The 23,907-nt window shown below is 59.8% G+C and carries 23 protein-coding genes; 14 read left to right on the top strand and 9 right to left on the bottom strand.

The window, feature by feature from the left end; genetic code table 11:
* The first annotated feature begins 150 nt into the window (after positions 1–150).
* The 3 genes from ACMXYJ_RS08270 (at position 151) to ccoM (ending at position 1,012) form a co-directional block, all read left to right on the top strand.
* Positions 151–492 (top strand): aspartate-semialdehyde dehydrogenase, encoded by a 342-nt coding sequence (locus ACMXYJ_RS08270; protein WP_415759411.1) that lies wholly within the window; start codon positions 151–153, stop codon positions 490–492.
* Between the two features lie 100 nt (positions 493–592).
* Positions 593–754 (top strand): hypothetical protein, encoded by a 162-nt coding sequence (locus ACMXYJ_RS08275; protein ID WP_095128014.1) that lies wholly within the window; start codon positions 593–595, stop codon positions 752–754.
* 144 nt (positions 755–898) lie between these two features.
* The gene (gene ccoM, locus ACMXYJ_RS08280) at positions 899–1,012 is read left to right on the top strand and encodes a cytochrome c oxidase subunit CcoM (protein ID WP_054046898.1); all 114 of its coding nucleotides are present in this window, start codon (positions 899–901) and stop codon (positions 1,010–1,012) included.
* Positions 1,013–1,276: 264 nt separating this feature from the next.
* On the opposite strand, the gene ACMXYJ_RS08285 is transcribed toward ccoM, so the two are convergent.
* The 3 genes from ACMXYJ_RS08285 to ACMXYJ_RS08295 all read right to left on the bottom strand — a co-directional run bounded on the left by ACMXYJ_RS08285 (position 1,277) and on the right by ACMXYJ_RS08295 (position 3,507).
* Positions 1,277–2,752, bottom strand: coding sequence for an inorganic phosphate transporter (locus ACMXYJ_RS08285; protein WP_415759413.1), 1,476 nt, complete (start codon positions 2,750–2,752; stop codon positions 1,277–1,279).
* A gap of 378 nt (positions 2,753–3,130) precedes the next feature.
* Positions 3,131–3,331, bottom strand: a complete 201-nt coding sequence (locus ACMXYJ_RS08290) for a hypothetical protein (protein WP_007935837.1) — start codon at positions 3,329–3,331, stop codon at positions 3,131–3,133.
* A 47-nt stretch (positions 3,332–3,378) separates the two neighbouring features.
* A complete protein-coding gene (locus ACMXYJ_RS08295; RefSeq protein ID WP_415759414.1) occupies positions 3,379–3,507 on the bottom strand; it encodes a hypothetical protein in 129 nt (42 codons plus the stop codon).
* A gap of 493 nt (positions 3,508–4,000) precedes the next feature.
* Here ACMXYJ_RS08295 and pcaR point away from each other — a divergent pair, with 493 nt between their 5' ends.
* The 11 genes from pcaR (at position 4,001) to pcaC (ending at position 14,822) form a co-directional block, all read left to right on the top strand.
* The gene (gene pcaR, locus ACMXYJ_RS08300; RefSeq protein ID WP_008147316.1) at positions 4,001–4,843 is read left to right on the top strand and encodes a pca regulon transcriptional regulator PcaR; all 843 of its coding nucleotides are present in this window, start codon (positions 4,001–4,003) and stop codon (positions 4,841–4,843) included.
* A 140-nt stretch (positions 4,844–4,983) separates the two neighbouring features.
* Positions 4,984–6,330, top strand: coding sequence for an MFS transporter (locus ACMXYJ_RS08305; protein ID WP_415759415.1), 1,347 nt, complete (start codon positions 4,984–4,986; stop codon positions 6,328–6,330).
* Between the two features lie 282 nt (positions 6,331–6,612).
* Entirely contained in the window at positions 6,613–7,470 is an 858-nt protein-coding gene (locus tag ACMXYJ_RS08310) for a CoA transferase subunit A (protein ID WP_007947285.1), read from the top strand.
* Positions 7,470–8,249, top strand: a complete 780-nt coding sequence (locus ACMXYJ_RS08315) for a CoA-transferase subunit beta (RefSeq protein ID WP_415759416.1) — start codon at positions 7,470–7,472, stop codon at positions 8,247–8,249. Before ACMXYJ_RS08310 ends, ACMXYJ_RS08315 begins: the two co-directional genes overlap by 1 nt.
* On the top strand, positions 8,246–9,451 hold the full coding sequence (gene pcaF, locus ACMXYJ_RS08320) for a 3-oxoadipyl-CoA thiolase (protein ID WP_415760694.1): 1,206 nt from the start codon (positions 8,246–8,248) through the stop codon (positions 9,449–9,451). The genes ACMXYJ_RS08315 and pcaF overlap by 4 nt, the downstream gene beginning before the upstream one ends.
* 36 nt (positions 9,452–9,487) lie before the next feature.
* Positions 9,488–10,192 carry a protocatechuate 3,4-dioxygenase subunit beta gene (gene pcaH / locus ACMXYJ_RS08325; RefSeq protein ID WP_095128008.1) on the top strand — a complete coding sequence of 235 codons (705 nt, stop codon included), beginning with the start codon at positions 9,488–9,490 and terminating at the stop codon, positions 10,190–10,192.
* Between the two features lies 1 nt (position 10,193).
* Positions 10,194–10,760: a protocatechuate 3,4-dioxygenase subunit alpha gene (gene pcaG / locus ACMXYJ_RS08330; protein ID WP_033060947.1), complete on the top strand. Its 567-nt coding sequence runs from the start codon at positions 10,194–10,196 to the stop codon at positions 10,758–10,760.
* Between the two features lie 126 nt (positions 10,761–10,886).
* Positions 10,887–12,191, top strand: coding sequence for an MFS family transporter (locus ACMXYJ_RS08335; RefSeq protein WP_415759417.1), 1,305 nt, complete (start codon positions 10,887–10,889; stop codon positions 12,189–12,191).
* A gap of 45 nt (positions 12,192–12,236) precedes the next feature.
* Complete coding sequence (locus ACMXYJ_RS08340) at positions 12,237–13,601, top strand: 3-carboxy-cis,cis-muconate cycloisomerase (RefSeq protein ID WP_415759418.1); 1,365 nt, start codon at positions 12,237–12,239, stop codon at positions 13,599–13,601.
* Between the two features lie 11 nt (positions 13,602–13,612).
* The gene (gene pcaD, locus ACMXYJ_RS08345) at positions 13,613–14,419 is read left to right on the top strand and encodes a 3-oxoadipate enol-lactonase (protein WP_415759419.1); all 807 of its coding nucleotides are present in this window, start codon (positions 13,613–13,615) and stop codon (positions 14,417–14,419) included.
* 10 nt (positions 14,420–14,429) lie between these two features.
* Positions 14,430–14,822 (top strand): 4-carboxymuconolactone decarboxylase, encoded by a 393-nt coding sequence (gene pcaC, locus ACMXYJ_RS08350; protein WP_033060940.1) that lies wholly within the window; start codon positions 14,430–14,432, stop codon positions 14,820–14,822.
* A gap of 129 nt (positions 14,823–14,951) precedes the next feature.
* Here pcaC and ACMXYJ_RS08355 read toward each other — a convergent pair whose 3' ends face one another.
* From ACMXYJ_RS08355 to emhB, 6 genes are all read right to left on the bottom strand, one after another.
* Positions 14,952–15,770, bottom strand: a complete 819-nt coding sequence (locus tag ACMXYJ_RS08355) for a methyltransferase domain-containing protein (protein WP_415759420.1) — start codon at positions 15,768–15,770, stop codon at positions 14,952–14,954.
* 20 nt (positions 15,771–15,790) lie between these two features.
* Positions 15,791–16,174 carry a DUF1641 domain-containing protein gene (locus tag ACMXYJ_RS08360; RefSeq protein ID WP_415759421.1) on the bottom strand — a complete coding sequence of 128 codons (384 nt, stop codon included), beginning with the start codon at positions 16,172–16,174 and terminating at the stop codon, positions 15,791–15,793.
* 21 nt (positions 16,175–16,195) lie between these two features.
* Positions 16,196–17,386 carry an NAD(P)/FAD-dependent oxidoreductase gene (locus ACMXYJ_RS08365; protein ID WP_415759422.1) on the bottom strand — a complete coding sequence of 397 codons (1,191 nt, stop codon included), beginning with the start codon at positions 17,384–17,386 and terminating at the stop codon, positions 16,196–16,198.
* Positions 17,387–17,582: 196 nt separating this feature from the next.
* Positions 17,583–18,842, bottom strand: a complete 1,260-nt coding sequence (locus ACMXYJ_RS08370) for an OprD family porin (protein ID WP_415759423.1) — start codon at positions 18,840–18,842, stop codon at positions 17,583–17,585.
* A gap of 441 nt (positions 18,843–19,283) precedes the next feature.
* A complete protein-coding gene (gene emhC / locus ACMXYJ_RS08375; protein ID WP_415759424.1) occupies positions 19,284–20,744 on the bottom strand; it encodes an efflux RND transporter outer membrane subunit EmhC in 1,461 nt (486 codons plus the stop codon).
* The gene (gene emhB / locus ACMXYJ_RS08380) at positions 20,744–23,905 is read right to left on the bottom strand and encodes an efflux RND transporter permease subunit EmhB (RefSeq protein WP_415759425.1); all 3,162 of its coding nucleotides are present in this window, start codon (positions 23,903–23,905) and stop codon (positions 20,744–20,746) included. Before emhB ends, emhC begins: the two co-directional genes overlap by 1 nt.
* Positions 23,906–23,907: the final 2 nt, after the last annotated feature.

The following is a 23,907-nucleotide window of genomic DNA, read 5'->3' on the forward strand; positions in this document are numbered from 1 at the left end:
TCTCATAAAAACTCGCAGTCTTACGTTAGTCCAACGAGCAACGCTTGCAGGTCGGGGCACCTATTGGTGCCAAACGGGTCACAGTTTGCGACCGATGGCTCAAGTCGCCATCCCCGCAGCCGACAGCCTGCTGACAGGAGACTAATAATTATGCTGCCACCGATGCTCCCCTTGAGTGCCGTGCCAATCACCTCACAGCAGGATCCGATTCGCCAGCGGCCGGATATTCCCCCCGTGGTGCCGGTGCAGGAAAGCTCCAACGAAAGCACTATCGACCTGCAACAGCGCGATCCGCAAGAGGCGGCGTTTCAGCTGCGCGAGGAACAGCGCCGCAAGCAGGAACAGCAAAGGCGCCGCCGTGAAGCCGATGAAGATCCTGAAGAACACCTGGCGATTCCCGGTGACGAGCTCAACGCCGACAATACCGTGCCAGTGGCGCCATTGATGGACGATCAACCGCGGCAGGGGTTATGGGTCGATATCCAGATTTGAGGTTGTGGCTGGTCAGCGCTGCCATCAGACCGCATTATTGGTGCATCCCTGCCAGCAAATACGGCAACTGAACTTCATTCCAAGCGATGCACTGAGCACCATGAGCCAAGACGACAAGCTGATCGACCTCAACGCCGAACGCGCCAAGCGGGTTCATGACCTTAATGAAAAGCGCCTGAACGAAGTACGCCAGGCGTTCGAGCACGCCATGCCGCTGGGTAAAGCGAAGAAGAAACCGAAGAACAAACCGAAAAAGCGTTGAAACACCCTGCATCGGTTGATGCAGGTCAGTTATTCCCCCTCCTTTACGCCCAGTCTCGGGCGACATTGATCCCGGTCAATTTCTTCTCCTGCCTGATTGGTTAACTTAGCCCTATCGCAACAAGGCAAGTGCAGGAGGCCAGTCATGTTTTTCGACAACGTGGTGATCGCCGGAGTGCTGACAGTCGGCCTCATGGTTCTGTTTTTTGCAGGGTTTGGATATTTCATCTGGAAGGATTCGCATAAGCGCAAACCGTAGGTCTTTCTGGAAGCAATGAGCACGCAAGGCATTTTGGGCAACTTCGGTTGCCCTTTTTTTTGCCTGAAATTTAGATCTGGCAATACAAAACCCTTGTAGGAGTGAGCCTGCTCGCGATAGCGGTGTGTCAGTCACGTTAATGCTGGATGTGCCGCCGCCATCGCGAGCAGGCTCACTCCCACAAGGGTTCACCCTTGAATTAGAAATTGCGCCCACAAAAAAGCCCGACTCAATGGTCGGGCTTTTTCATTACTCAGCGATGGATCAGCTGCCCAGTGCCTTCGACGCCAGCCAGAACAGGCCGGCCGAAAGGGCCACTGTGGCTGGCAGGGTCAGGATCCAGGCCAGCAGGATGGTTTTGACGGTGCCACCTTGCAGGCCGCTTTTATTGGCGACCATGGTGCCGGCCACGCCCGAGGACAGGACGTGGGTGGTGGAAACCGGCAGGCTGAAGATGTTGGCCATGCCGATCAGGCTCGCGGTAGTGATCTGTGCCGACATGCCTTGGGAGTAAGTCATGCCCTGCTTGCCGATCTTCTCACCGATGGTCAGAACCACGCGCTTCCAGCCCACCATGGTACCCAGGCCGAGGGCCAGGGCGACCGCCAGAATCACCCAGAACGGGGCGTATTCGGTGGTAGTGGTCAGGTCTTTGCGCAGCTTGTCCAGGTCTGCCTTTTCACGGGGGGCGAGGCCAGGAAGCTTGCTGACTTTCTTCGCCGTGTCGTCCAGGCAGAGCAGGTAGCGACGCACTTCGATGCGGCTTTCTGACGGCAGCGAGTGGTAGTCCGCTACACCTTTAAGGGTGCCGAGCAGGGCGGTGATGGTCGGTTCGGTCTGTTTCGGATTGCAACGAAATTTCTCCGGCAGGTCGCCTTCCACGCTTTTGCCCAAGGCCAGGAATTCACCCAGAGTATCGGCATTGCGCTTGTAGAACTGGCTCAGGTGCAGGGTCGCGTCGCGAGTTCGTTCGATCTGGTAGGTTGTGCTGCCCAGGTCGAGTACGAACTGCGCCGGCACGATACCGATCAGCACCAGCATGATCAGGCCGATACCTTTCTGGCCATCGTTGGAACCGTGCACGAAGCTCACGGCCATGGCCGAAATGACCAGCACCAGGCGGTTCCAGAACGGCGGGTGTTTCTTGTCATCGATCTTGCGGCGCTGTTCCGGTGTCTTGTGCATCTTCGACAGTGGACGCCACCATTTAAGGCCGATCAATATCAGAGCGGCGACCAGGAAGCCCGCCATTGGCGAGAACACCAGGGACGCACCGATATCGATCGCTTTCTGCCAGTTCACACCATCAGCCAGCGGAATATCATTGATCAAGGCGTTGGCAAGGCCGACACCGAGGATCGATCCGATCAGCGTATGGGAGCTGGAAGCCGGGATACCGAAGTACCAGGTGCCCAGGTTCCAGGTGATGGCGGCGGCGAGCAGCGAGAACACCATGGCCAGCCCGTGACCGGTGTTCACATTGATCAGCAGTTCTACCGGCAGCAGGTGAACGATGGCATACGCCACGCCAACACCGCCCAGCAGCACGCCAAGAAAGTTGAACACACCGGAAAAGAACACCGCCAGATGAGGCGGCATGGCTTTGGTGTAGATAACAGTGGCCACCGCGTTAGCGGTGTCATGAAAGCCGTTGATGAACTCGAAGGCGAGGACAAAGGCCAGGGCGAGCAAGAGGCTCACAAGCACCCAAGCATCTAGTCCGCTGAATAAATCGATCATGAAGGTTTTCTGACCCGGTCGTAAGGGGGCGCGATTATGCCAGAAAAGACTGCTAATCGATGCACTAGGTGCTCATCGGTAACATTCTTCAACGAATTAATTTGTGGCAGCGGCCCAAGCCCCAGGTTTTTACTGGGTTTTGCAAGTCATTGAATTTCTTTGAAAAGGCCGCAGCCACAAGGGGTCCTCTCGTAGGAGCAAGAGGTTTTAACGCTTGTGTGAAATATCTGAAAAGAGGGCCATACATGAGCCATTTGCCTCATCCGGGGGGGGTGAGGTGGCCGCTGCCCGCTGGTAGCGGGCGCGAAAGGCATCATCGATACATCCCGCTTTTAACGGGTGCAGACGCAGACCCTTGAAAGGATTCAGGCCGAGGGCTTATGGCTCTTCGGCTTTGAGTTCCTTTTCCATTTTCTGTAATTCTTGAGTGAAAGCCTGATCCTGAACGGTGGCGCGTTTACGCCAGGGTTTGCGTTCCGGTTCGGGCTGAGCGGCGTAGGTGGTGACTTCCCCGCCGTAAACTTCCTTGTAACGTTGTTCCTGGCGCTCAAGTTCCGCGCGCAGTTCGTCTTTCGTCACAGTGCTACCTGATTGAGTTGAGATAAATTCTGGTGAAACGCGCTGCATCAAATGTATTTGACCACGCTCGCCGAAAGGACAAGGCCCGCAAAGGCATCATTTTTTACGGCATTGCGATCAACTACTTCCATGTTACAGGCGGCCACGACACCAGAGATAAATAGCTGACGCAGCATCAGATTCCTGTTTCAGCGAACGCCTTGGCGAAGCATATGAAATGAGTGTCAGGCGCTTGCTGCGGGCAACGACGATGGAGCATCGCGCTACCGGGTGGCGGAATCGGCAATTAATAACCGGTCACCACTGTATTGCATTATAGCGGTCGATTCAAAGAACACTATCGCCAAAGAGTTAAAAGTGGGTCTTGATGTGTGATTGTTTTGTTACTCGCAACTTTATACGGCTAACTAGGTCGTTCGGCGGCGCGACGTTACAGTGATGTCTTTCTGACGCCATTAAGTCGAACAAGTTAGGACAATAACATCGACCCTTCTAGTCTGCGTCAGAGCCAGTGTAAAAACAGGTGCAAGCCCGTTCAATAATCGACGGGACCGATTGCGATTACCGGTCGGTGGTTCGATAATCGCACAATCTTGGCTGCTCGGGCTTGTGTGAGGGACCGGCTGCCGCTTGTAATAGCCGCTGAACCGTGTGGGAAAAGGACCTTATATGAACGATCAAATGCGCAACTCCTTCGCTTCAGTGGCGCCCCCGATCGTGGCCTCGCCCGCCAAGCGGATCCAGGCACTGACCGGCGACCCGGATTTCATGACATCCCTGGCCCGTGGCCTGGCCGTGGTGCAAGCGTTCCAGGAGCGCAAACGTCACCTCACCATCGCCCAGATCAGTCACCGTACGGAAATTCCTCGCGCCGCTGTGCGACGTTGCCTGCACACGCTGATCAAACTCGGCTACGCCACCACCGACGGCCGCACCTATTCGCTGCTGCCCAAAGTGCTGACACTCGGCCATGCCTATGTGTCCTCGACGCCGCTGGCGGTTTCCGCTCAGCCCTATCTGGACCGCATGAGTGAGCAACTTCATGAAGCCTGCAACATGGCCACTCTGGAAGGCGATGACATCTTGTACATCGCTCGTTCGGCCACCACCCAGCGACTGATTTCCGTCGACCTGTCGGTGGGTGGACGTCTGCCAGCCTATTGCACCTCTATGGGTCGGATTCTTCTCGCGGCGCTGGACGATACGTCACTGCGCGAGTACCTCGACCATGCAGAGCTGCAAGCCAAGACCAGCCGAACCCTGCACACCCCCGAGGCGTTGCTCGAATGCCTGCAAGAGGTGCGGCAGCAAGGCTGGTGCATCGTCGATCAGGAACTGGAACAAGGCCTGCGCTCGATTGCCGTTCCGGTGTACGACGCTTCCGGCCAAGTCGTGGCGGCGTTAAACGTCAGTACCCACGCCGGTCGAGTCAGCCGCAACGAGCTGGAACAACGTTTCCTGCCCGGCCTTCTGAGCGCGAGCCGCGACCTCAGCGCGCAACTCTTTGCGTAAGCCATTTGCCTAAGCTGTTCGATAAACGCACAGAGTCGCGTTTATCGAATTGACGCTCTTTCCCCAAGATCACTAATGTCGCGGCAGCGCCAGCCTTGGCTGGCTCCAATCCGACTGCGTTCTTGCGTGGAATAAAAATAATGAACCAGCCTCAGTCTGCTGTAGGAAACTGCCTCGACGTGCAGTCCTTCATCAATGCTCAACCCATTTCGCGCTACCAATGGCGAGTGGTAATCCTGTGTTTCCTGATTGTTTTCCTCGACGGCCTCGACACGGCGGCCATGGGTTTCATCGCGCCCGCCCTGTCTCAGGATTGGGGCATCGACCGCGCCAGTCTCGGCCCGGTGATGAGCGCGGCGTTGATCGGCATGGTCTTCGGCGCACTGGGTTCTGGCCCATTGGCTGACCGTTTCGGGCGAAAAATCGTACTGGTGGGCGCGGTGCTGTTGTTCGGCGCGTTCAGCCTGGCTTCGGCATACAGCACCAACGTCGATCAGCTGCTGGTGCTGCGTTTCCTCACTGGCCTGGGCCTTGGCGCTGGCATGCCGAACGCCACGACGCTGCTGTCCGAATACACCCCGGAGCGCAAGAAATCCCTGCTGGTGACCAGCATGTTCTGCGGCTTCAACCTCGGCATGGCGGGCGGCGGTTTCATTTCCGCCAAACTGATCCCGGCGTTTGGCTGGCACAGTCTGCTGATGATCGGCGGGATTTTGCCGCTGATCCTCGCCGTCGTATTGCTGTTCTGGCTGCCGGAATCGGCGCGCTACCTCGTCGTCCGCAATCGCGGCACTGACAAAGTGCGCAAGACTCTGGCGCCCATCGATCCAGTCGTCGTCGCTCAGGCTTGCAGCTTCAGCGTGCCAGAACAGAAAACCGTGAAGGCCCGCAACGTGTTCGCGGTGATCTTCTCCGGCACCTACAGCACCGGCACCTTGTTGTTGTGGCTGACCTATTTCATGGGACTGGTGATCGTTTATCTGCTGACCAGTTGGTTGCCGACGCTGATGCGAGACAGTGGCGCGAGCATGGAGCAGTCGGCATTCATCGGCGCGTTGTTCCAGTTTGGCGGGGTATTGAGCGCGGTGGGCGTGGGCTGGGCGATGGACCGGTTCAATCCGCACAAGGTTATCGGCATTTTCTATCTATTCGCCGGGGTGTTTGCCTACGCGGTAGGGCAGAGCCTGGGCAACATCACGCTATTGGCGACGTTGGTGCTGGTGGCCGGGATGTGCGTCAACGGTGCGCAATCGGCGATGCCTTCACTGGCGGCGCGGTTTTATCCGACGCAGGGGCGGGCGACCGGGGTGTCGTGGATGCTCGGGATTGGCCGCTTTGGCGCGATCCTTGGTGCGTGGATGGGCGCAACGCTGCTGGGCCTGGGCTGGAACTTCGAGCAGGTGCTGACAGCGCTGGTGATTCCAGCGGCATTGGCGACCACGGCGGTGGTGATCAAGGGCATGGTCAGCCATGCGGATGCGACTTGAGGACAGGCTTCTGATTTTTCGTTGAACCTGCGGCCCTCATCGCGAGCAGGCTCACTCCCACAGGGGAACGCGGTCAACTGTGGGAGTGAGCCTGCTCGCGATGCTTTTAATCGATCAGTGTGGAGATCGGTAGCCAGACAACAATGTGTTCGATAAACGAACACTCAGTCGATTATCGGATTGTTAGACGATTTTCAGGGGCTTACTCTTCAGTCATTCCGGCGCTGCGCATCGCGCCTTTTTCTTCCACTGTCGGTTCATAACAAAACGGGAGCCTGCCCCATGGCTGAAATCCTTTCGCTGCACGACGCGGTGAAGCAATTCGTAAACGACGGCGATACGGTCGCGCTCGAAGGCTTCACTCACCTGATCCCTACGGCAGCGGGTCACGAAATCATTCGCCAGGGCAAGAAAGACCTGACCCTGGTGCGGATGACGCCTGACCTGATCTACGACCAGTTGATCGGCGCCGGTTGTGCTCGCAAGCTGATTTTCTCCTGGGGCGGAAACCCGGGCGTCGGTTCGCTGCATCGCCTGCGTGACGCCGTCGAGAAGCAGTGGCCGCACGCGCTGGAAATCGAAGAACACAGCCACGCTGACCTGGCCAATGCCTACGTCGCTGGCGCTTCCGGCCTACCGTTCGCGGTGCTGCGTGCTTACGCCGGCTCCGACCTGCCGAAGGTCAACCCGCTGATCAAAACCGTCACTTGCCCGTTCACCGGTGAAGTATTGGCGGCCGTGCCTTCGGTGCGCCCGGACATCACCGTGATTCACGCACAGAAAGCCGACCGCAAAGGCAACGTGCTGCTTTGGGGCATTCTCGGTGTGCAGAAAGAAGCGGCACTGGCTGCCAAGCGCTGCATCGTCACCGTCGAGGAAATCGTCGACGACCTCAATGCACCGATGAACTCCTGCGTTCTGCCGACCTGGGCGTTGAGCGCGGTCTGCCACGTTCCCGGTGGCGCGCATCCGTCCTACGCTCACGGCTACAACGAGCGTGATAACCGTTTCTACCAGGCTTGGGACCCGATTGCCCGCGACCGTGAAACCTTCACCGCGTGGATCAACGAGTACATCCACGGCTGCGCTGACTTCAGTGAGTTCCAGGCCAAACTGGCCGCTGCTTCGGAGGCCAAGTAATGACTTACACCACCAATGAAATGATGACCGTCGCCGCTGCCCGCCGTCTGAAAAACGGTTCGGTGTGCTTCGTCGGCATCGGCCTGCCGTCGAAAGCCGCCAACCTGGCGCGTCTGACTTCCTCGCCGGATGTAGTCCTTATCTATGAATCGGGTCCGATCGGTGCCAAGCCGAGCGTACTGCCGCTGTCGATCGGTGACGGTGAACTGGCGGAAACCGCCGACACCGTCGTCCCGACCGGTGAGATTTTTCGCTATTGGTTGCAGGGCGGGCGCATCGACGTCGGTTTCCTCGGTGCCGCGCAAGTCGACCGCTTCGGCAATATCAACACCACGGTCGTTGGCGATTACCACGCGCCGAAAGTCCGCCTGCCAGGTGCCGGCGGTGCGCCGGAGATCGCTGGCTCTGCGAAAAGCGTGCTGATCATCCTCAAGCAGTCGGCGCGTTCCTTTGTCGACAAACTCGACTTCATTACCTCGGTCGGCCACGGCGAGGGCGGTGATTCGCGCAAGCGTCTCGGCCTGCCGGGCGCCGGTCCGGTCGGCATCATCACCGACCTGTGCATCATGGAGCCGGAAGCGGATACCCATGAATTCGTGGTCACCGCGCTGCACCCAGGCGTGACCCGCGAGCAAGTGGTCGCCGCCACCGGTTGGGCGATTCGCTTCGCCGATCATGTTGAAAACACCGCCGAGCCGACCGAGGTTGAACTGAAGGCACTCAGGGATCTGGAAGCCCGCACTGCCGCGGCCCATGGCCAAGCACCCGGAGAAGCCTGATGCGTGACGTTTATATCTGCGATGCGATTCGCACCCCCATCGGCCGTTTCGGCGGTGGTCTGTCGGCGGTTCGCGCCGACGACCTGGCCGCCGTGCCGATCAAGGCGTTGATGGCGCGCAACCCGTCGGTGGACTGGAACGCGGTGGACGAGGTGTTCCTCGGTTGCGCCAACCAGGCCGGCGAAGACAATCGCAACGTGGCGCGCATGGCGTTGTTGCTGGCGGGCCTGCCGGAAACCATTCCGGGCGTGACTCTCAATCGCCTCTGCGCCTCGGGCATGGACGCGATCGGCACTGCCTTCCGCGCCATCGCCAGTGGCGAGATGGAGCTGGCGATTGCCGGCGGCGTCGAGTCGATGTCCCGCGCACCGTTCGTGATGGGCAAGGCGGATGCGGCGTTCTCGCGCAACATGAAGGTGGAAGACACCACCATCGGCTGGCGTTTCATCAATCCGTTGATGAAAGCCCAATACGGCGTGGATGCGATGCCGCAGACCGCCGACAACGTGGCTGACGATTACGAAATTTCCCGCGAGGATCAAGACGCTTTCGCACTGCGCAGTCAGCAGCGGACAGCCGCCGCGCAAGCCGCAGGATTTTTCGCCGAAGAAATCGTTGAAGTGCGCATTGCCCACAAGAAGGGTGAAAGTGTCGTCAGCCAGGATGAGCATCCTCGCGCCGACACCACGCTGGAAACCCTAGCCAAACTGAAACCGGTCAACGGTCCCGACAAAACCGTCACCGCCGGCAATGCTTCCGGGGTGAACGACGGTGCCGCAGCGTTGATTCTGGCCTCGGCCGAAGCGGTGAAAAAGCACGGTCTGACGGCTCGTGCCAAAGTACTGGGCATGTCCAGTGCCGGTGTCGCACCGCGTGTAATGGGCATCGGCCCGGTGCCGGCGGTGCGCAAATTGACCGAGCGCCTCGGCTTGGCCGTCAGCGATTTCGACGTGATCGAACTCAACGAAGCGTTCGCCAGCCAAGGTTTGGCGGTGCTGCGTGAACTGGGGTTGGCGGACGACGCTGCCCAGGTCAACCCGAACGGTGGTGCCATTGCCTTGGGCCATCCGTTGGGCATGAGCGGCGCCCGCCTGGTACTGACCGCGCTGCATCAGCTGGAAAAGACCGGTGGCAAGAAAGGCCTGGCGACCATGTGCGTCGGCGTGGGCCAGGGTCTGGCACTGGCGATCGAACGGGTCTGACGTGCTGCGTCACTAATAAGAACTGAGGAATGCTTCATGACTGACAAGCCTGGTTACCGCCGCCCGCAAGAGGGCACCCAGCCGGAATACCTGCACCCGGCCTATCAATCCACCAACCGTCGCTCGCCGTCCAAGCCGTTGGTGTTTTTGCCCCATTCGCTGTCGGAAATTACCGGTCCGACTATCGGCGCCGAGCGGGTGCAGGAGAAGGACAACGACCTGACCGCCCAGCACAAGGGCGAGCCATTGGGTGAGCGCATCATCATTCACGGCCGCGTGCTGGATGAAGATGGCTTGCCGGTGCCAGGGATTCTGGTGGAGATCTGGCAGGCCAACGCCGCCGGTCGCTACAACCATGATCGCGACCTGCACGATGCGCCGCTGGACCCGAACTTCACCGGTACCGGCCGCACCGTGACCGACGCCGATGGCTGGTACCAGTTCCAGACCATCAAGCCCGGCGCCTATCCGTGGGGCAACCACCACAACGCGTGGCGCCCGGCGCACATCCATTTCTCGCTGTTTGGCCCGAGCATTCTGACGCGCCTGGTCACGCAGATGTATTTCCCGGGCGATCCGCTGCTGGCCTACGACCCTATCTACAACTGCGTGCCCGATACCAGCGCCAAAGAGCGTTTGATCGCCAGTTTCGACCTGGAAAAAACCATCCCTTCCTATGCCCTCGGTTATCGCTGGGACATCGTCTTGCGCGGCCGCGAAGCCACGCCGATGGAGAAATAAGATGACGCTGAACGCGACCACCTCCCACACCGTCGGGCCGTATTACCACATCGGTTTGACCTGGCTGAACCGCGAAGACCTGACCGTCGAACAAACCCTGGGCGAGCGCGTGGCGATTACCGGGCAAGTCATCGATGGCAACGGCGACGTCGTCAACGACGCGATGCTGGAAGTCTGGCAAGCCAACGCCGCCGGCAAGTATGACCACCCCGAAGACGATCAGGACAAACCCCTGGACCCGAACTTCGAAGGGTTTGGCCGGGTGCCGGTGGATGCAGAAGGGCGCTTCCGCTTCACCACGATCAAACCGGGCACGGTGGAAGGCTTGAAAGGCACGACTCAGGCGCCGCATCTGGTGGTGCTGGTGTTTGCTCGCGGATTGGTGAAGCACTTGCTGACGCGGATCTACTTTGATGGCGAACCGGCCAACGTGGCGGATCCGCTGCTGGAATGTGTGCCGGCTGAACGTCGCAGCACGTTGCTGGCGAAGAAGGATGCGTCCGGTGTGTACCAGTGGAATGTGATTCTGCAGGGCACCGATGCCGAGACGGTGTTCTTCGATTATTGAGAGAACGCCACAAAACCTGTGGGAGCGAGCCCGCTCCCACAGGGATCTACATCGCTAATGCATCTGTGGAACGGGACTGTTGCAAAGTGTGTCTAGACTCTCACAGTCCCCATTGAGTAAAAAACAATGACAACTAACACCGCTACTACAGCGCACTACACCGGTGAAGAGCGCAGCAAAAGGATCTTCGCGATTGTCGGCGCCTCGTCCGGCAACCTCGTCGAATGGTTCGACTTCTACGTCTACGCCTTCTGCGCGATCTATTTCGCCCCTGCCTTTTTTCCGTCCGATAACCCGACTGTGCAGCTGGTGAATACGGCTGGCGTATTCGCCGCCGGGTTCCTGATGCGGCCCATCGGCGGCTGGATCTTCGGCCGGCTGGCGGACAAGCACGGGCGCAAGAATTCGATGTTGATCTCGATTCTGATGATGTGCTTCGGTTCGTTACTCATCGCTTGCCTGCCGACCTACAAGGACATCGGCGTTTGGGCGCCGATCATGCTGCTTTTCGCCCGCCTGATTCAGGGGTTGTCGGTGGGCGGTGAGTACGGCACCACCGCGACCTACATGAGCGAAGTCGCCCTCAAAGGCCAGCGCGGTTTCTTCGCCTCCTTCCAGTACGTGACGCTGATCGGTGGGCAACTGCTGGCGGTGTCGCTGGTGGTCATCCTGCAACAGTTCCTCACTGAGGATGACTTGCGCGCCTATGGCTGGCGGATCCCGTTTGTCGTCGGTGCGGCGGCGGCGTTGATTTCGCTGTTCCTGCGCCGTTCGCTCAAGGAAACCAGCAGCAAGGAAATGCGTGAAAACAAGGACGCCGGCAGCATCCGTGCGCTGTTTCGCGACCACAAGGCGGCGTTCATTACCGTGCTCGGTTACACCGCCGGTGGCTCGCTGATTTTCTACACCTTCACCACGTACATGCAGAAGTACCTGGTCAACACCGCCGGCATGCAGGCCAAGACCGCCAGCTACATCATGACCGGCGCACTGTTCCTTTATATGTGCATGCAGCCGCTGTTCGGCATGCTCGCGGACAAGATCGGCCGACGTAACTCGATGTTGTGGTTCGGCGCGCTGGGGACGTTGTTCACCGTGCCGATCCTGCTGAGCCTGAAAAGCGTCAGCAGTCCGTTCCTGGCCTTTGTGCTGATTACTGTGGCGCTGGCGATCGTCAGTTTTTACACCTCCATCAGCGGCCTGGTAAAAGCCGAAATGTTCCCGCCGGAAGTGCGCGCATTGGGTGTCGGCCTGGCTTACGCGGTGGCGAATGCAATCTTCGGTGGTTCGGCGGAATACGTGGCCCTGAGCCTCAAGGCCGTGGGCATGGAAAACTCCTTCTACTGGTACGTGACGGTGATGATGGCGGTGGCGTTCCTGTTCAGCCTGCGCTTGCCGAAACAGGCGAAGTATTTGGAAAACGACCTTTGATCTTTACCCGTGGGCCTGACCGGCCCACGCCTCCAGGGACTGTATATGAACGAGCGACCGGGCAATCAATTGTTTGATGCCTATTTCACTGCCCGCGACATGCGTGAGGTGTTCTGCGATCAGGGTCGGGTTCAAGCGATGCTTGATTTCGAAGCAGCACTGGCGCGGGCCGAGGCGCGAGTCGGGCTGATTCCGCAGACGGCTGTCGCGCCGATTGAAGCGGCCTGCCAGGCCGGGCATTACGACTTCGCCGCCCTCGGCGAGGCGATTGCCACGGCGGGCAATTCGGCGATTCCGTTGGTCAAGGCGCTGGGCAAACAGATCGCGGCCAACCACGCCGAAGCCGAGCGCTACGTGCATCTGGGCGCGACCAGCCAGGACGTGATGGACACCGGTCTGGTGTTGCAACTGCGCCGGGCACTGGAGCTGATCGAAAGCGATCTGGCGCAACTGGGCGAAACCCTCTCGGCCCAAGCCCAGCGTTACGTCGCCACACCGCTGGCCGGGCGCACCTGGTTGCAGCACGCGACACCCGTCACCCTCGGCATGAAAATCGCCGGTTGGTTGGGCGCCGTCACTCGCAGTCGTCAGCGTCTGCGCGAACTCAAACCGCGGCTGCTGGTGCTGCAATTCGGCGGCGCCTCTGGAACCCTCGCGGCCCTCGGCGAGCAGGCGATGCCGATTGCCCAAGCGCTGGCCGAAGAACTGAAACTGACACTGCCGGATCAACCTTGGCACACCCAGCGAGACCGCTTGGTGGAGTTTGGCTCGGTACTGGGATTGATCGCCGGCAGCCTCGGCAAACTGGGGCGCGACATCAGCCTGTTGATGCAGACCGAAGCGGCTGAAGTGTTCGAGCCTTCTGCGCCGGGCAAGGGTGGTTCTTCGACCATGCCGCACAAACGCAATCCGGTGGGCGCGGCGGTACTGATCAGTGCGGCGACTCGGTTACCTGGTTTGCTCTCGACCCTGTTCAGCGCCATGCCTCAAGAACACGAGCGCAGCCTGGGCCTGTGGCATGCCGAGTGGGAAACCCTGCCGGAAATTTGTTGCCTGGTGTCCGGCAGCCTGAAGCAGGCGCGGCTGGTAGCGGACGGACTGGAAGTGGACGCCGAGCGCATGGCCCGCAACCTCGATCTGACTCAAGGGCTGGTGCTCGCCGAAGCAGTGAGCATCGTCCTCGCTCAACGAGTGGGGCGCGACTCAGCGCACCATTTGCTGGAGCAATGCTGCAAGCGCGCAGTGGCTGAACAACGTCATCTGCGAGCGGTACTCGGCGACGAGCCGCAAGTGACCGCCGAACTGACGCCTGCTGAACTCGATCATCTGCTGGACCCCGCCCACTACCTCGGTCAGGCCCATACCTGGGTCGAGCGAGCGGTGGCTGAACATTCTGCGTTGACTGCCTGAAGGAGATTGCTGTGGCTTTCGTACAACTCGCCGAGGGCGAACTGCACTACCAAATTCAAGGGCCGCAACTCGATGGCCCGGCGGATGCGCCGGTGCTGGTGTTGTCCAACTCGCTGGGCACCGACCTGCACATGTGGGACGCGCAGATTGCGGCGTTCACCGAGCATTTTCGCGTGCTGCGTTTCGACACCCGTGGCCATGGCAAATCGCTGGTCACGCCGGGGCCGTACAGCATCGAGCAACTGGGCCATGACGTGCTGGCGCTGCTGGATGCGTTGCACATCGAACGCGCGCATTTCTGCGGTCTGTCCATGGGCGGGCTGATTGGCCAGTGGCTGGGGATCAACGCTGGTGATCGCCTGAACAAACTGGTGGTGTGCAACACCGCAGCGAAAATCGGTGATCCGTCGGTATGGAACCCGCGCATTGAAACCGTGCTGCGTGACGGTCCGGCCGCCATGGTCGCGCTGCGTGATGCGTCGATTGCGCGCTGGTTCACCGCGGATTTTGCTGAAACCAATCCTGCTGCCGCGAAGAAGATTACTGACATGCTCGCGGCCACCTCGCCCGAAGGCTATGCCGCGAATTGTGCCGCCGTGCGCGATGCCGATTTCCGCGATCAGTTGTCCTCGATCAAGGTGCCGCTGCTGGTCATCGCCGGCACCGAAGACGCGGTCACGCCGCCGTCCGGCGGGCACTTCATTCAGGAACATGTGCAGGGCGCCGAGTACGCTGAGTTCTATGCGGCGCACTTGTCCAACGTCCAGGCTGGCGCTGCGTTCAGCGAGCGCGTGTTGGCGTTTTTGTCAGGTCATTGAGGTTTTTTTTGTGGACGAGAAACAACGTTACGACGAAGGCCTGAAAGTCCGTCGCGCGGTACTCGGCGACGCCCATGTCGACCGCAGCCTGAACGCGCTGACCGAGTTCAACTCGGAGTTTCAGGAAATGATCACCCGCCATGCCTGGGGCGACATCTGGACCCGTCCGGGCCTGCCGCGTCATACCCGCAGCTTGATCACCATGGCCATGCTGATCGGCATGAACCGCAACGAAGAGCTCAAACTGCACCTGCGCGCCGCCGCGAACAACGGCGTGACCCGCGGCGAGATCAAGGAAGTGATCATGCAGAGCGCAATCTACTGCGGCATTCCGGCAGCGAATGCGACGTTTCACCTGGCGGAGTCGGTGTGGGATGAATTGGGGGTTGAATCGCGGGAGTGATCTTCGGGATTTTCGGTGTCTGAGCTGTCGCCATCGCGAGCAAGCTCGCTCCCACATTAGACCTCATTCTCCCTGGAGGAACTCGGTCAACTGTGGGAGCGAGCCTGCTCGCGATGGCGATGCCATGGCCTACACAGTAGCCACAATAAAGATCCGCTTGAACGGAAACAACGTGTGCCCGTCGCTCTCCGGCGGGTAATGCGCATGCACGCGCATCAGGTAGTGGTAGATGAACCGCGCCTGCTCATCGTCCTTCAGTCCCTGCATCACCGGCCTTAGCGCCGAGACTTTGACCCAGTCATAGATCGGCGACTTGCCGTCGACAACCTGTAGCTGCTCAGTCTCCCAGATATCCAGTGTCTGGGTGATCGGTGAGAGCAGCCGGTAGTAACTTTCCAACGACAACAGCGGCCGCGCAGCCATGGCGTCGCGCAACTGCGGGGTGCCGAGGGGTTTGCCACCGGGGCCTGCCTCTTCAAGGGTGTCGAGCATCAGTTGATACCACAGCGCATCCCGCCAGTCGGGCATGTGCGCCGCCAGGCATCCACCCGGATTGAGCTGGCCGAGCAGTCGCGGCAACAACTGTTCGTGACCACTGACGAAGTGCAATACGGCGGCGGCGAACAGCAGGTCCGCCGGTTGTTCGGGTTGCCAGTCGAGTAGATCGCACTGTTTCCACAACGCCTTGATCGGCAGGCAACGGGCCTCGTCCAACATTTGCTTGGAACTGTCGATGCCCTGCAACTGCGCTCGAGGCCAACGCTTGGCCAACAGTTGCGTGGCGATGCCGGTGCCGCATCCCAGGTCGTAGATGCGCTTGGGCTGTTTGAGTTCGACACGGTCCAGCAATTCATTGACCGGTCGTTGCCTGAGGCGGGAAAACTGCTGGTACGTCTTGGCGTCCCAGTCGGTGCAGGCTTTCCCTGCCGATTCAAGTTTGACGCTCATGAGGTGATCCTCTCTGGCGGTTACAGCTGCCTTCCGATGACATTCAGTGTTTTCAGGACAACCGCCACGCCTTTGCGCGTGTCCGGGTCGTTCAGCAGTTTGATCAACGCATAGGCCCCCGGCGGCTCGGGGGCGGCGGCGACCTCGGCCTTGGCCAGGCGCACGGCGTTACTGACTGTCCAGGTGGCTGCCGTAGCGTTTTCGAACAGCCGCGCCAGTTTTTCCACCATCGCTGCGTCCAGCAGGTCGGTCATGTCCGAGACCAGCGAGAGCACATCGACAATGTTGTCGAGCCGACCGCCGTCGATCAGCGGCTGAAGTTTTGCCATCAAGGCGGTGAGCCCCGGCGACTCTGGCAGGCCGGCAGCGCTGGTCGCCAGTGTTTCATCTGATAGGTTTGTCACGGTTTACGCCTCCCTGAGCAATCAAAGCATTCCACGGGCAACCGCCCAGTACAGGCCACGATTGAAACCATTTCTCAGCAGACCGCCGAGTTTGGTCGGCGGAGTCGGCAGGACGTCACGGGCGTAGTCGTACCACAGCGGCATACCGGCGTTGAGACCCATCTGGGCCACGGCCTGAACCCGCCCGTCGTAGACGCTATTAGGCGCGCCGAGGCGAATCTCGGCGGCAATGTTGTTGGCGATGACCGGCGCCTGGTTATGGCAGGAACCACCGGCCTTGCTCACCGGCAGATCGACGGTGTCGCCAATCACGTAGACGTGTTCCAGGCCGTAGACCTGCAAGGTCTCGTGGTGGGTCGGCAGCCAGCCTTCGTTGTTGGGCGCTTGCGACGCTCCGGACTCCAGCACCGCATCGACAGCGCGGATCGGCGGTGTCGCCATCAGGATGTCGAAGGGTTGCTCTTCGCCTTCTTCGGAGTAGGCGATTTTTCGCTCGGGATCGACACGGCTGAGGGTGAAGCCGCGTTGGAAGCGGATGTTCTTCTGCTCGAAAATGCCGGGCAGGATTTCCCCGGTGGGGCGTTGCAGAAACAGGCAGTTACGCAGCAACTGAGCCGTGGTCGGGTAGGTGTAGACGATTTCCACCTGGTCCCGCACGCCCCGACGACGCAGGAAGTCGTCGAGCATCAACGTCGTTTCTACCGGCGCAATGCCGCATTGGTGCGGCACGTTGGGTGTCTGCGGGAAAGACACCGTGATGAAGATCCGGCCTTTTTTTATCGTGCTCAGCCGTTCTGCCAACTGCCGGGCGGGCTGATATTGGTAGAAGTGGTCGCCGGCTTCTTTCAAGCCTTCGATGCGCTCCGGCGCGGGTACGCAACCGGTGGCGATGACCAGAAAGTCATAGCCATAGCGCTTGCCGTTGCGGGTTCTCAGGCATTGTCCGGGGAAATCGAAACCCGTGACCTCTTCGACGTAAAAGCTGATTTCCGGGCGCAACAGTGAGCGTTCCGGGCGCTTGAGTTCTTCTTCAAAGAACTGATTGAACGCCACGTACATGAACGCAGGTTTGTAGTAGTGATCGGGGGAATTGGACAGCAGTGCAATCGAGACTTCGCCGCGCAGGATTTCTGGATACAGCTTGCTGGCCAGTTGATTGGCCAACATGGTTCCACCTACGCCGCCACCGACGATAACTATTCGCTTGCTCATACCTGACCTCCGTGGTCATGGCAGCTTCGCGTACAGCATCCGGAGATAACGGAAGAAAAAAGGGGCTCCTACATCAGGATGGAGAATTAAACACGCTTCCTGACTGTATCTGTGAACACACAAAGCGCCAGTTTGTACCGACCAGCGGTGAGAGGCACGCGACCGCCTTAATCCTGCGGTCGCTGCCTGAACGCGGTTATAGCAGGCTGATCGGATAGCTGACGATCAACCGGTTCTCATCGAACTCGTTGTTGCTGAAGTCACGGCGAATGGTCGAATTGCGCCATTTGAGGTTGAGGTCCTTGAGCGCGCCGCTCTGCACGGTGTAACCCAGTTCGCTTTCGCGGCCCCATTCCTTGCCGTTGGTGATGGTGCCGGTGTGGACGTTGTCGCCGCTGATGTAGCGGTTCATCAGGGTCAGGCCGGGAATGCCGAGGGCGACGAAGTTGTAGTCATGACGTACCTGCCAGGATTTTTCTTTCGCATTGTCATAACTGGCGTTGTAACTGTCGTTGGCCAGGGTGCCGCCGCTGGTGCCGTTGACTCGCATCCAGGCGTTGTCGCCGGTAAGTTTTTGCAGGCCGACATAGAAGGTGTTACCGCCGTATTTGGCCGAGAACAGGCCTGACCAGGTCTTGTTGTCCAGCTCGCCGGCCCGGGCGCTGCCGTCATCCTTGCCGTAGAAGAAACCGAGGTTGGCGCCCAGGGTCCAGTCGCCGATGGGCTGGCTGTGGATCAGATTCACGTATTGCTGGCTGTAGATGTCCTTGAGTTCGGCGTTCCATATACCGATCTGGGTGCGCTTCTCGTTGAAGGCGTATTCGCCGCCCTGGAAGTTGAAACGGTCGGAGGTGAACGCTGGTTTTCCGGTCATCGACATGTCGTTCATGCTGCTGTCGTCACGCGGGCTGTTGGCGCGGAACTGGCCGCCGTAGAGCGTCAGGCCGTTGATTTCCTTCGAGGTGATCTGACCACCACGGAAGGTTTGCGGCAGGGAACGTCCGTCGTCTGAACGCAGGATCGGCAGCACCGGCATCCATTCGCCCACCTTCACTTCGGTCTGCGACAACTTGGCCTTGAACGCCACGTTGGTGCGACCGAAGTTGTCCGCCGGGCGACCGTCGTGATCCAGCGGCAGCAACTGCGTACCGCCCGTGCCCTTACCGCCGTCGAGTTTTACCGAGTACAGCCCCAGCACATCCATGCCGAACCCGACGGTGCCCTGAGTGAACCCGGACTTGGCGTCGAGGATGAAGCTTTGTGTCCACTCTTCTGCCTTGCCCTGAGCTTTGGTCGGGTTGGTGAAGTTGCGATTGATGTAGAAGTTGCGCAGGTTCAGGTTGACCTTGGCACCTTCGACAAAGCCTGACTCCTCGGCCATGGCGGGCAGAGCCGTACTGGCCAGTGCAACGGCGATGAGGCTGGGGAACCAGTATTGCGTAGTGGAAGGTGTCATGTGCTCGGGTCTCTCTAGTTTTTAGGCGTGAAACGGGGTGCTGCCGCAACCTGGGGGTTGCAGACAAAAATTTGAAATCAGGGCAAAAACGAACGGGATCAGCCGGACAGGGCAGGGCGCGGGGGCATGGTGTCGAACCTGTTGTTATTGGTCTTGTGCGACGAATGGTGCGGGGGATGGGCGGGAGGGTTCAATTGGCTAAAGAGGGTTTTGGGCGATTATCGAACATAAGATTGGCTCGGGGGTTTTGAGTCGTTTGTGCTGGCCCTATCGCGAGCAAGCTCGCTCCCACAGTTGATCTCTGTTGGTCATCAATAGGGTGTTCACCCTAGATCCCCTGTGGGAGCGGGCTTGCTCGCGAAGGGGCCAGACCAGACAACCCCCTTTTCCCGCAGACAACAAAAAGCCCACCAAAAGGTGGGCTTCGTGTTCATAGCGCTATCAGAACAACTTCAGCTTCGGCGCTTCTTCTTTCAACGGCTCGTTCTTTGCCGTTTGCTCGTTCCAGCCACCGCCCAGTGCCTTGTACAGATTGACGGCACTGACCAGTTGCGCCAGACGGTCGGTGATCAGTACCTGTTCAGCACTGAACAGCTGACGCTGGGCATCGAGGAAGGTCAGGTTGCTGTCGACACCAATGCGATAGCGACGCTCGGCCAGACGGTAGTAGTCCTGGTTCGCGGTGACGAAATCTCGCTGGGCCTGCAACTGATCGGTGTAGGTCTGGCGGGCGGCCAGGCCATCGGCGACTTCCTGGAAGGCTGTTTGAATGGACTTCTCGTAGTTCGCCACGCCGATGTCTTTCTGGATTTTTGAATAATCCAGGCTGGCGCGCAGGCTGCCGGCGTTGAAGATCGGCAGGTTGATCTGCGGCTGGAACAGCCAGGTGCCCGAACCGCCCTTGAACAGACCGGACAGGTCCGGGCTCAGGGTCCCGGCGTTGGCCGTCAGGCTGATGCTCGGGAAGAACGCCGCCCGTGCCGCGCCGATGTTGGCGTTGGCGGCTTTCAGGTTGTATTCGGCCTGGAGGATGTCTGGACGACGTTGCAGCAAGTCCGATGGCAGACCCGCCGGCACTTCGCTCAGCAGGTCGTCAGCCAATGGCTTGGCCGCTTGCAGATTGGCCGGGACGCCAGTACCGAGCAGCAACACCAGGCTGTTTTCATCCTGGGCGACTTGACGGGTGTACTTGGCCATTTGTGCGCGGGCGTTTTCCACCGAGGTACGCGACTGGGCCAGGTCCAGCGCCGAGGCGACCCCCACTTCGTTGCTGCGGGCGGTGAGCTTGTAGCTCTCCTCGAACGCAGCCAGGGTGTCCTGGGTCAGTTTCAGCAGTTCCTTGTCGGCCTGCCAGGCCAGATAGGCGTTGGCCACACTGGCCACCAGGCTGATCTGGGTACTGCGGCGCGCTTCTTCAGTGGCGAAGTATTTCTGCAGCGCTTCTTCGCTCAGGCTGCGAACCCGACCGAACAGGTCGAGTTCATAAGCGCTGATGCCGACCGTGGCCGAGTAGGAACTGGTGATGCCCGCTTCGCCGGTCTGCGAGGCCCGAGCCGGGACTCGCTGACGGCTGCCGCTGCCGTTGGCCGACACGGCCGGGTACAGATCGGCACGCTGGACGCGGTATTGAGCCGCAAAGGCGTCGATGTTCAGCGCCGCGACACGCAGATCACGGTTGTTTTCCAGAGCGACCTGGATCAGCTGTTGCAGCGCAGGGTCATGGAAAAACTGCTTCCAGCCCTGTTCGGCGGCAGCCTGGGCAGGCGCCTGGGCCGACGAATACGCCGGACCTTGCGGGTACTGGCCCGCCACCGGTGCTTCAGGCTGCTGATAATCGGGAATCAGCGAGCAGCCGCCGAGCACGAAAGCGGCAACAGCCAGGGAGAGTAGCGACTTGCTCATTAGCCAGCCTCTTTAGAAGGTTCAATAGCGTCGTCCTGGTCAGCGGTTTTGCGCTGCCCCATGGCCGACACGGTGACGAAAAACAGTGGGACCCAGAAGATCGCCAGGATCGTGGCCGTGAGCATACCGCCAATCACCCCGGTACCGATCGCATGTTGGCTACCCGAACCTGCACCCGTGGAAATTGCCAGTGGTACCACACCGAGGACGAAAGCGAGCGACGTCATGATGATCGGTCGCAAACGCATCCGGCAGGCTTCGACTGCGGCATCGCGCAGGCTACGCCCTTGTTCATGCAGTTCCTTGGCGAATTCGACGATCAAAATGGCGTTTTTCGCCGCCAGACCAATGGTCGTCAACAGGCCCACCTGGAAATACACATCATTGGACAGACCGCGCAGGCTGGTCGCCATCAGTGCACCGATGATCCCCAGCGGTACCACCAACATCACCGCGATCGGGATCGACCAGCTTTCGTACAGCGCCGCCAGACACAGGAACACCATCAGCAGCGACAGGGCGTACAACGCTGGCGCTTGCGAACCGGACAACCGTTCCTCGTATGACAGGCCGGTCCAGGAAATACCGACACCGGCCGGCAGTTTCTTGGCCAGGGCTTCGACTTCGAGCATGGCTTCACCGGTGGAATAACCCGGCGCCGGGGCACCGAGGATTTCCATCGCTTCGACGCCGTTGTAACGCGACAGCTTCGGTGCGCCGTAAATCCACTCACCCTTGGCGAAGGCCGAGAACGGAACCATGGTGCCGGCGCTGTTGCGCACATACCATTTCTTGACGTCTTCAGGACTCATGCGCGCGCCCGGCTGGCCTTGCACGTACACCTTCTTCACCCGACCGCGGTCGATGAAGTCGTTGACGTAGCTACTGCCCAAGGCAATCGACAGGGTGTTGTTGATGTCGGTGAGGGTGATGCCCAGGGCACTGGCCTTCTCGTCATCGATTTCCAGCTGGTATTGCGGTTCGTCGTTCAGACCGTTCGGGCGGACTTGCGACAGCACCTTGCTCTGCGCCGCCATGCCGAGGAACTGGTTGCGTGCAGCCATTAGTGCGTCGTGACCGATACCGGCACGGTCTTGCAGGAACACGTCGAAACCGGTGGCGTTACCGAGCTCCAGCACCGCCGGAGGTGCGAACGCAAACACCATGGCGTCACGGAAGGTGAAGAAATGCTGTTGGGCACGGGCCGCGACTTTGAACACGCTGTTTTCGGCGTTACGTTCGTCCCACGGTTTGAGCATGATGAACGCCATACCCGAGCTCTGGCCACGGCCGGCGAAGTTGAAGCCGGTCACGGTAAACACCGAGGCCACCGCGTCGCCTTCACCACCGTCCGCGCTCGGACGCAGCAGGAATTCACGCATTTCATCCACGACCACTTGCGTGCGCTGGGCACTGGAACCGGCCGGGGTTTGCACCTGGGCAAACAATACGCCCTGGTCTTCTTCCGGCAGGAACGCCGTTGGGATGCGGGTGAACAGCCAGATCATGCCGACCAGGATGACGAGGTAAGCCAGCAAGTACGGGGCCTTGTTCGCGAGCATGTTGCCCACGCCACGCTCGTAGCTTTTGACGCCACGGTCGAAATTGCGGTTGAACCAGCCGAAGAAGCCGCGTTTCGGCACACCGTGCTCGCCTTTCGGAATCGCCTTGAGCATGGTCGCGCAGAGCGCCGGGGTGAAGATCAGCGCGACCAGTACCGACAGGGCCATGGCCGAGACGATGGTGATCGAGAACTGCTTGTAGATCACACCGGTGGAACCGCTGAAGAACGCCATCGGCAGCAGTACCGCCGACAGCACCAGGGCGATACCGACCAGTGCACCCTGGATCTGCCCCATGGATTTCTTGGTGGCCTCCTTGGGTGACAGGCCTTCTTCGCTCATGACCCGTTCGACGTTTTCCACCACGACGATGGCGTCGTCCACCAGCAAACCGATGGCCAGCACCATACCGAACATGGTCAGGGTGTTGATGCTGAAGCCAAACGCCGCGAGGATCCCGAAGGTACCCAGCAATACGACTGGCACGGTCATCGTGGTGATGACGGTGGCGCGGAAGTTTTGCAGGAACAGGAACATCACCAGGAACACCAGCACGATCGCTTCGACCAGGGTTTCAACCACACCCTTGATCGACTCGGTCACCACCGGCGTGGTGTCGTACGGGAACACCACTTCCATCCCTTGCGGGAAGAACGGCTTGAGGGATTCGATGGTCTTGCGCAGCGCTTTGGCAGTGTCGAGGGCGTTGGCGCCGTTGGCCAGTTTCACTGCCAGACCGGAGGCCGGGCTGCCGTTGAACTGGGCGCTGATCGAGTAGTTTTCACCGCCCAGAGCCACGTCGGCCACGTCGCCGACACGCACTTGCGAGCCATCCTTGTTGACCTTCAACAGGATTGCCTTGAACTGCTCAGCCGTTTGCAGACGGGTCTTGCCGATGATTGTCGCGTTCAGTTGCTGACCGGCCACGGCAGGCAAACCGCCGAGTTGACCGGACGACACCTGAACGTTTTGCGCAGCGATGGCGGTTTTCACGTCCACCGGGGTCAGGTTGAAGTTGTTCAACTTGGCCGGGTCGAGCCAGATCCGCATCGCGTACTGCGCACCGAAGACCTGGAAGTCACCGACACCGGCGGTCCGCGAGATCGGGTCCTGCATGTTCGACACGATGTAGTTGGACAGGTCGTCCTTGGTCATGCTGCCGTCGCGCGACACCACGCCGATCACCATCAGGAAGTTTTTCACTGCCTTGGTCACGCGGATACCCTGTTGCTGCACTTCTTGCGGCAGCAGCGGGGTGGCCAGGTTCAGCTTGTTCTGGACCTGAACCTGCGCGGTATCGGAGTTGGTGCCCTGCTCGAAGGTCGCGGTAATGGTCATGCTGCCGTCGGAGTTACTTTCCGACGAGACATAACGCAGGTTATCGATACCGTTGAGCTGTTGCTCGATCACTTGCACCACGGTGTCCTGCACGGTTTGTGCGGACGCGCCCGGGTAGGTCACCGAGATGGCAATGGCCGGAGGCGCAATGCTCGGGTATTGGTTGATCGGGAGTTTGAGGATCGAGAGTGCCCCGACCAGCATGATCACCAGGGCAATTACCCAGGCGAAAATCGGACGGTCGATAAAAAATCTGGACATGG

This window comes from Pseudomonas arabinosi (assembly GCF_047758675.1).
In the GTDB taxonomy this organism is placed as follows: domain Bacteria; phylum Pseudomonadota; class Gammaproteobacteria; order Pseudomonadales; family Pseudomonadaceae; genus Aquipseudomonas; species Aquipseudomonas arabinosi.

Coding starts and splice junctions, on each gene's coding strand:
- ACMXYJ_RS08270 (WP_415759411.1), top strand. CDS start 151: ATGCTGCCACCGATGCTCCCCTTGAGTGCCGTGCCAATCACCTCACAG.
- ACMXYJ_RS08275 (WP_095128014.1), top strand. CDS start 593: ATGAGCCAAGACGACAAGCTGATCGACCTCAACGCCGAACGCGCCAAG.
- ccoM (WP_054046898.1), top strand. CDS start 899: ATGTTTTTCGACAACGTGGTGATCGCCGGAGTGCTGACAGTCGGCCTC.
- ACMXYJ_RS08285 (WP_415759413.1), bottom strand. CDS start 2,752: ATGATCGATTTATTCAGCGGACTAGATGCTTGGGTGCTTGTGAGCCTC.
- ACMXYJ_RS08295 (WP_415759414.1), bottom strand. CDS start 3,507: ATGCTGCGTCAGCTATTTATCTCTGGTGTCGTGGCCGCCTGTAACATG.
- pcaR (WP_008147316.1), top strand. CDS start 4,001: ATGAACGATCAAATGCGCAACTCCTTCGCTTCAGTGGCGCCCCCGATC.
- ACMXYJ_RS08305 (WP_415759415.1), top strand. CDS start 4,984: ATGAACCAGCCTCAGTCTGCTGTAGGAAACTGCCTCGACGTGCAGTCC.
- ACMXYJ_RS08310 (WP_007947285.1), top strand. CDS start 6,613: ATGGCTGAAATCCTTTCGCTGCACGACGCGGTGAAGCAATTCGTAAAC.
- ACMXYJ_RS08315 (WP_415759416.1), top strand. CDS start 7,470: ATGACTTACACCACCAATGAAATGATGACCGTCGCCGCTGCCCGCCGT.
- pcaH (WP_095128008.1), top strand. CDS start 9,488: ATGACTGACAAGCCTGGTTACCGCCGCCCGCAAGAGGGCACCCAGCCG.
- pcaG (WP_033060947.1), top strand. CDS start 10,194: ATGACGCTGAACGCGACCACCTCCCACACCGTCGGGCCGTATTACCAC.
- ACMXYJ_RS08335 (WP_415759417.1), top strand. CDS start 10,887: ATGACAACTAACACCGCTACTACAGCGCACTACACCGGTGAAGAGCGC.
- ACMXYJ_RS08340 (WP_415759418.1), top strand. CDS start 12,237: ATGAACGAGCGACCGGGCAATCAATTGTTTGATGCCTATTTCACTGCC.
- ACMXYJ_RS08355 (WP_415759420.1), bottom strand. CDS start 15,770: ATGAGCGTCAAACTTGAATCGGCAGGGAAAGCCTGCACCGACTGGGAC.
- ACMXYJ_RS08365 (WP_415759422.1), bottom strand. CDS start 17,386: ATGAGCAAGCGAATAGTTATCGTCGGTGGCGGCGTAGGTGGAACCATG.
- ACMXYJ_RS08370 (WP_415759423.1), bottom strand. CDS start 18,842: ATGACACCTTCCACTACGCAATACTGGTTCCCCAGCCTCATCGCCGTT.
- emhC (WP_415759424.1), bottom strand. CDS start 20,744: ATGAGCAAGTCGCTACTCTCCCTGGCTGTTGCCGCTTTCGTGCTCGGC.
- emhB (WP_415759425.1), bottom strand. CDS start 23,905: ATGTCCAGATTTTTTATCGACCGTCCGATTTTCGCCTGGGTAATTGCC.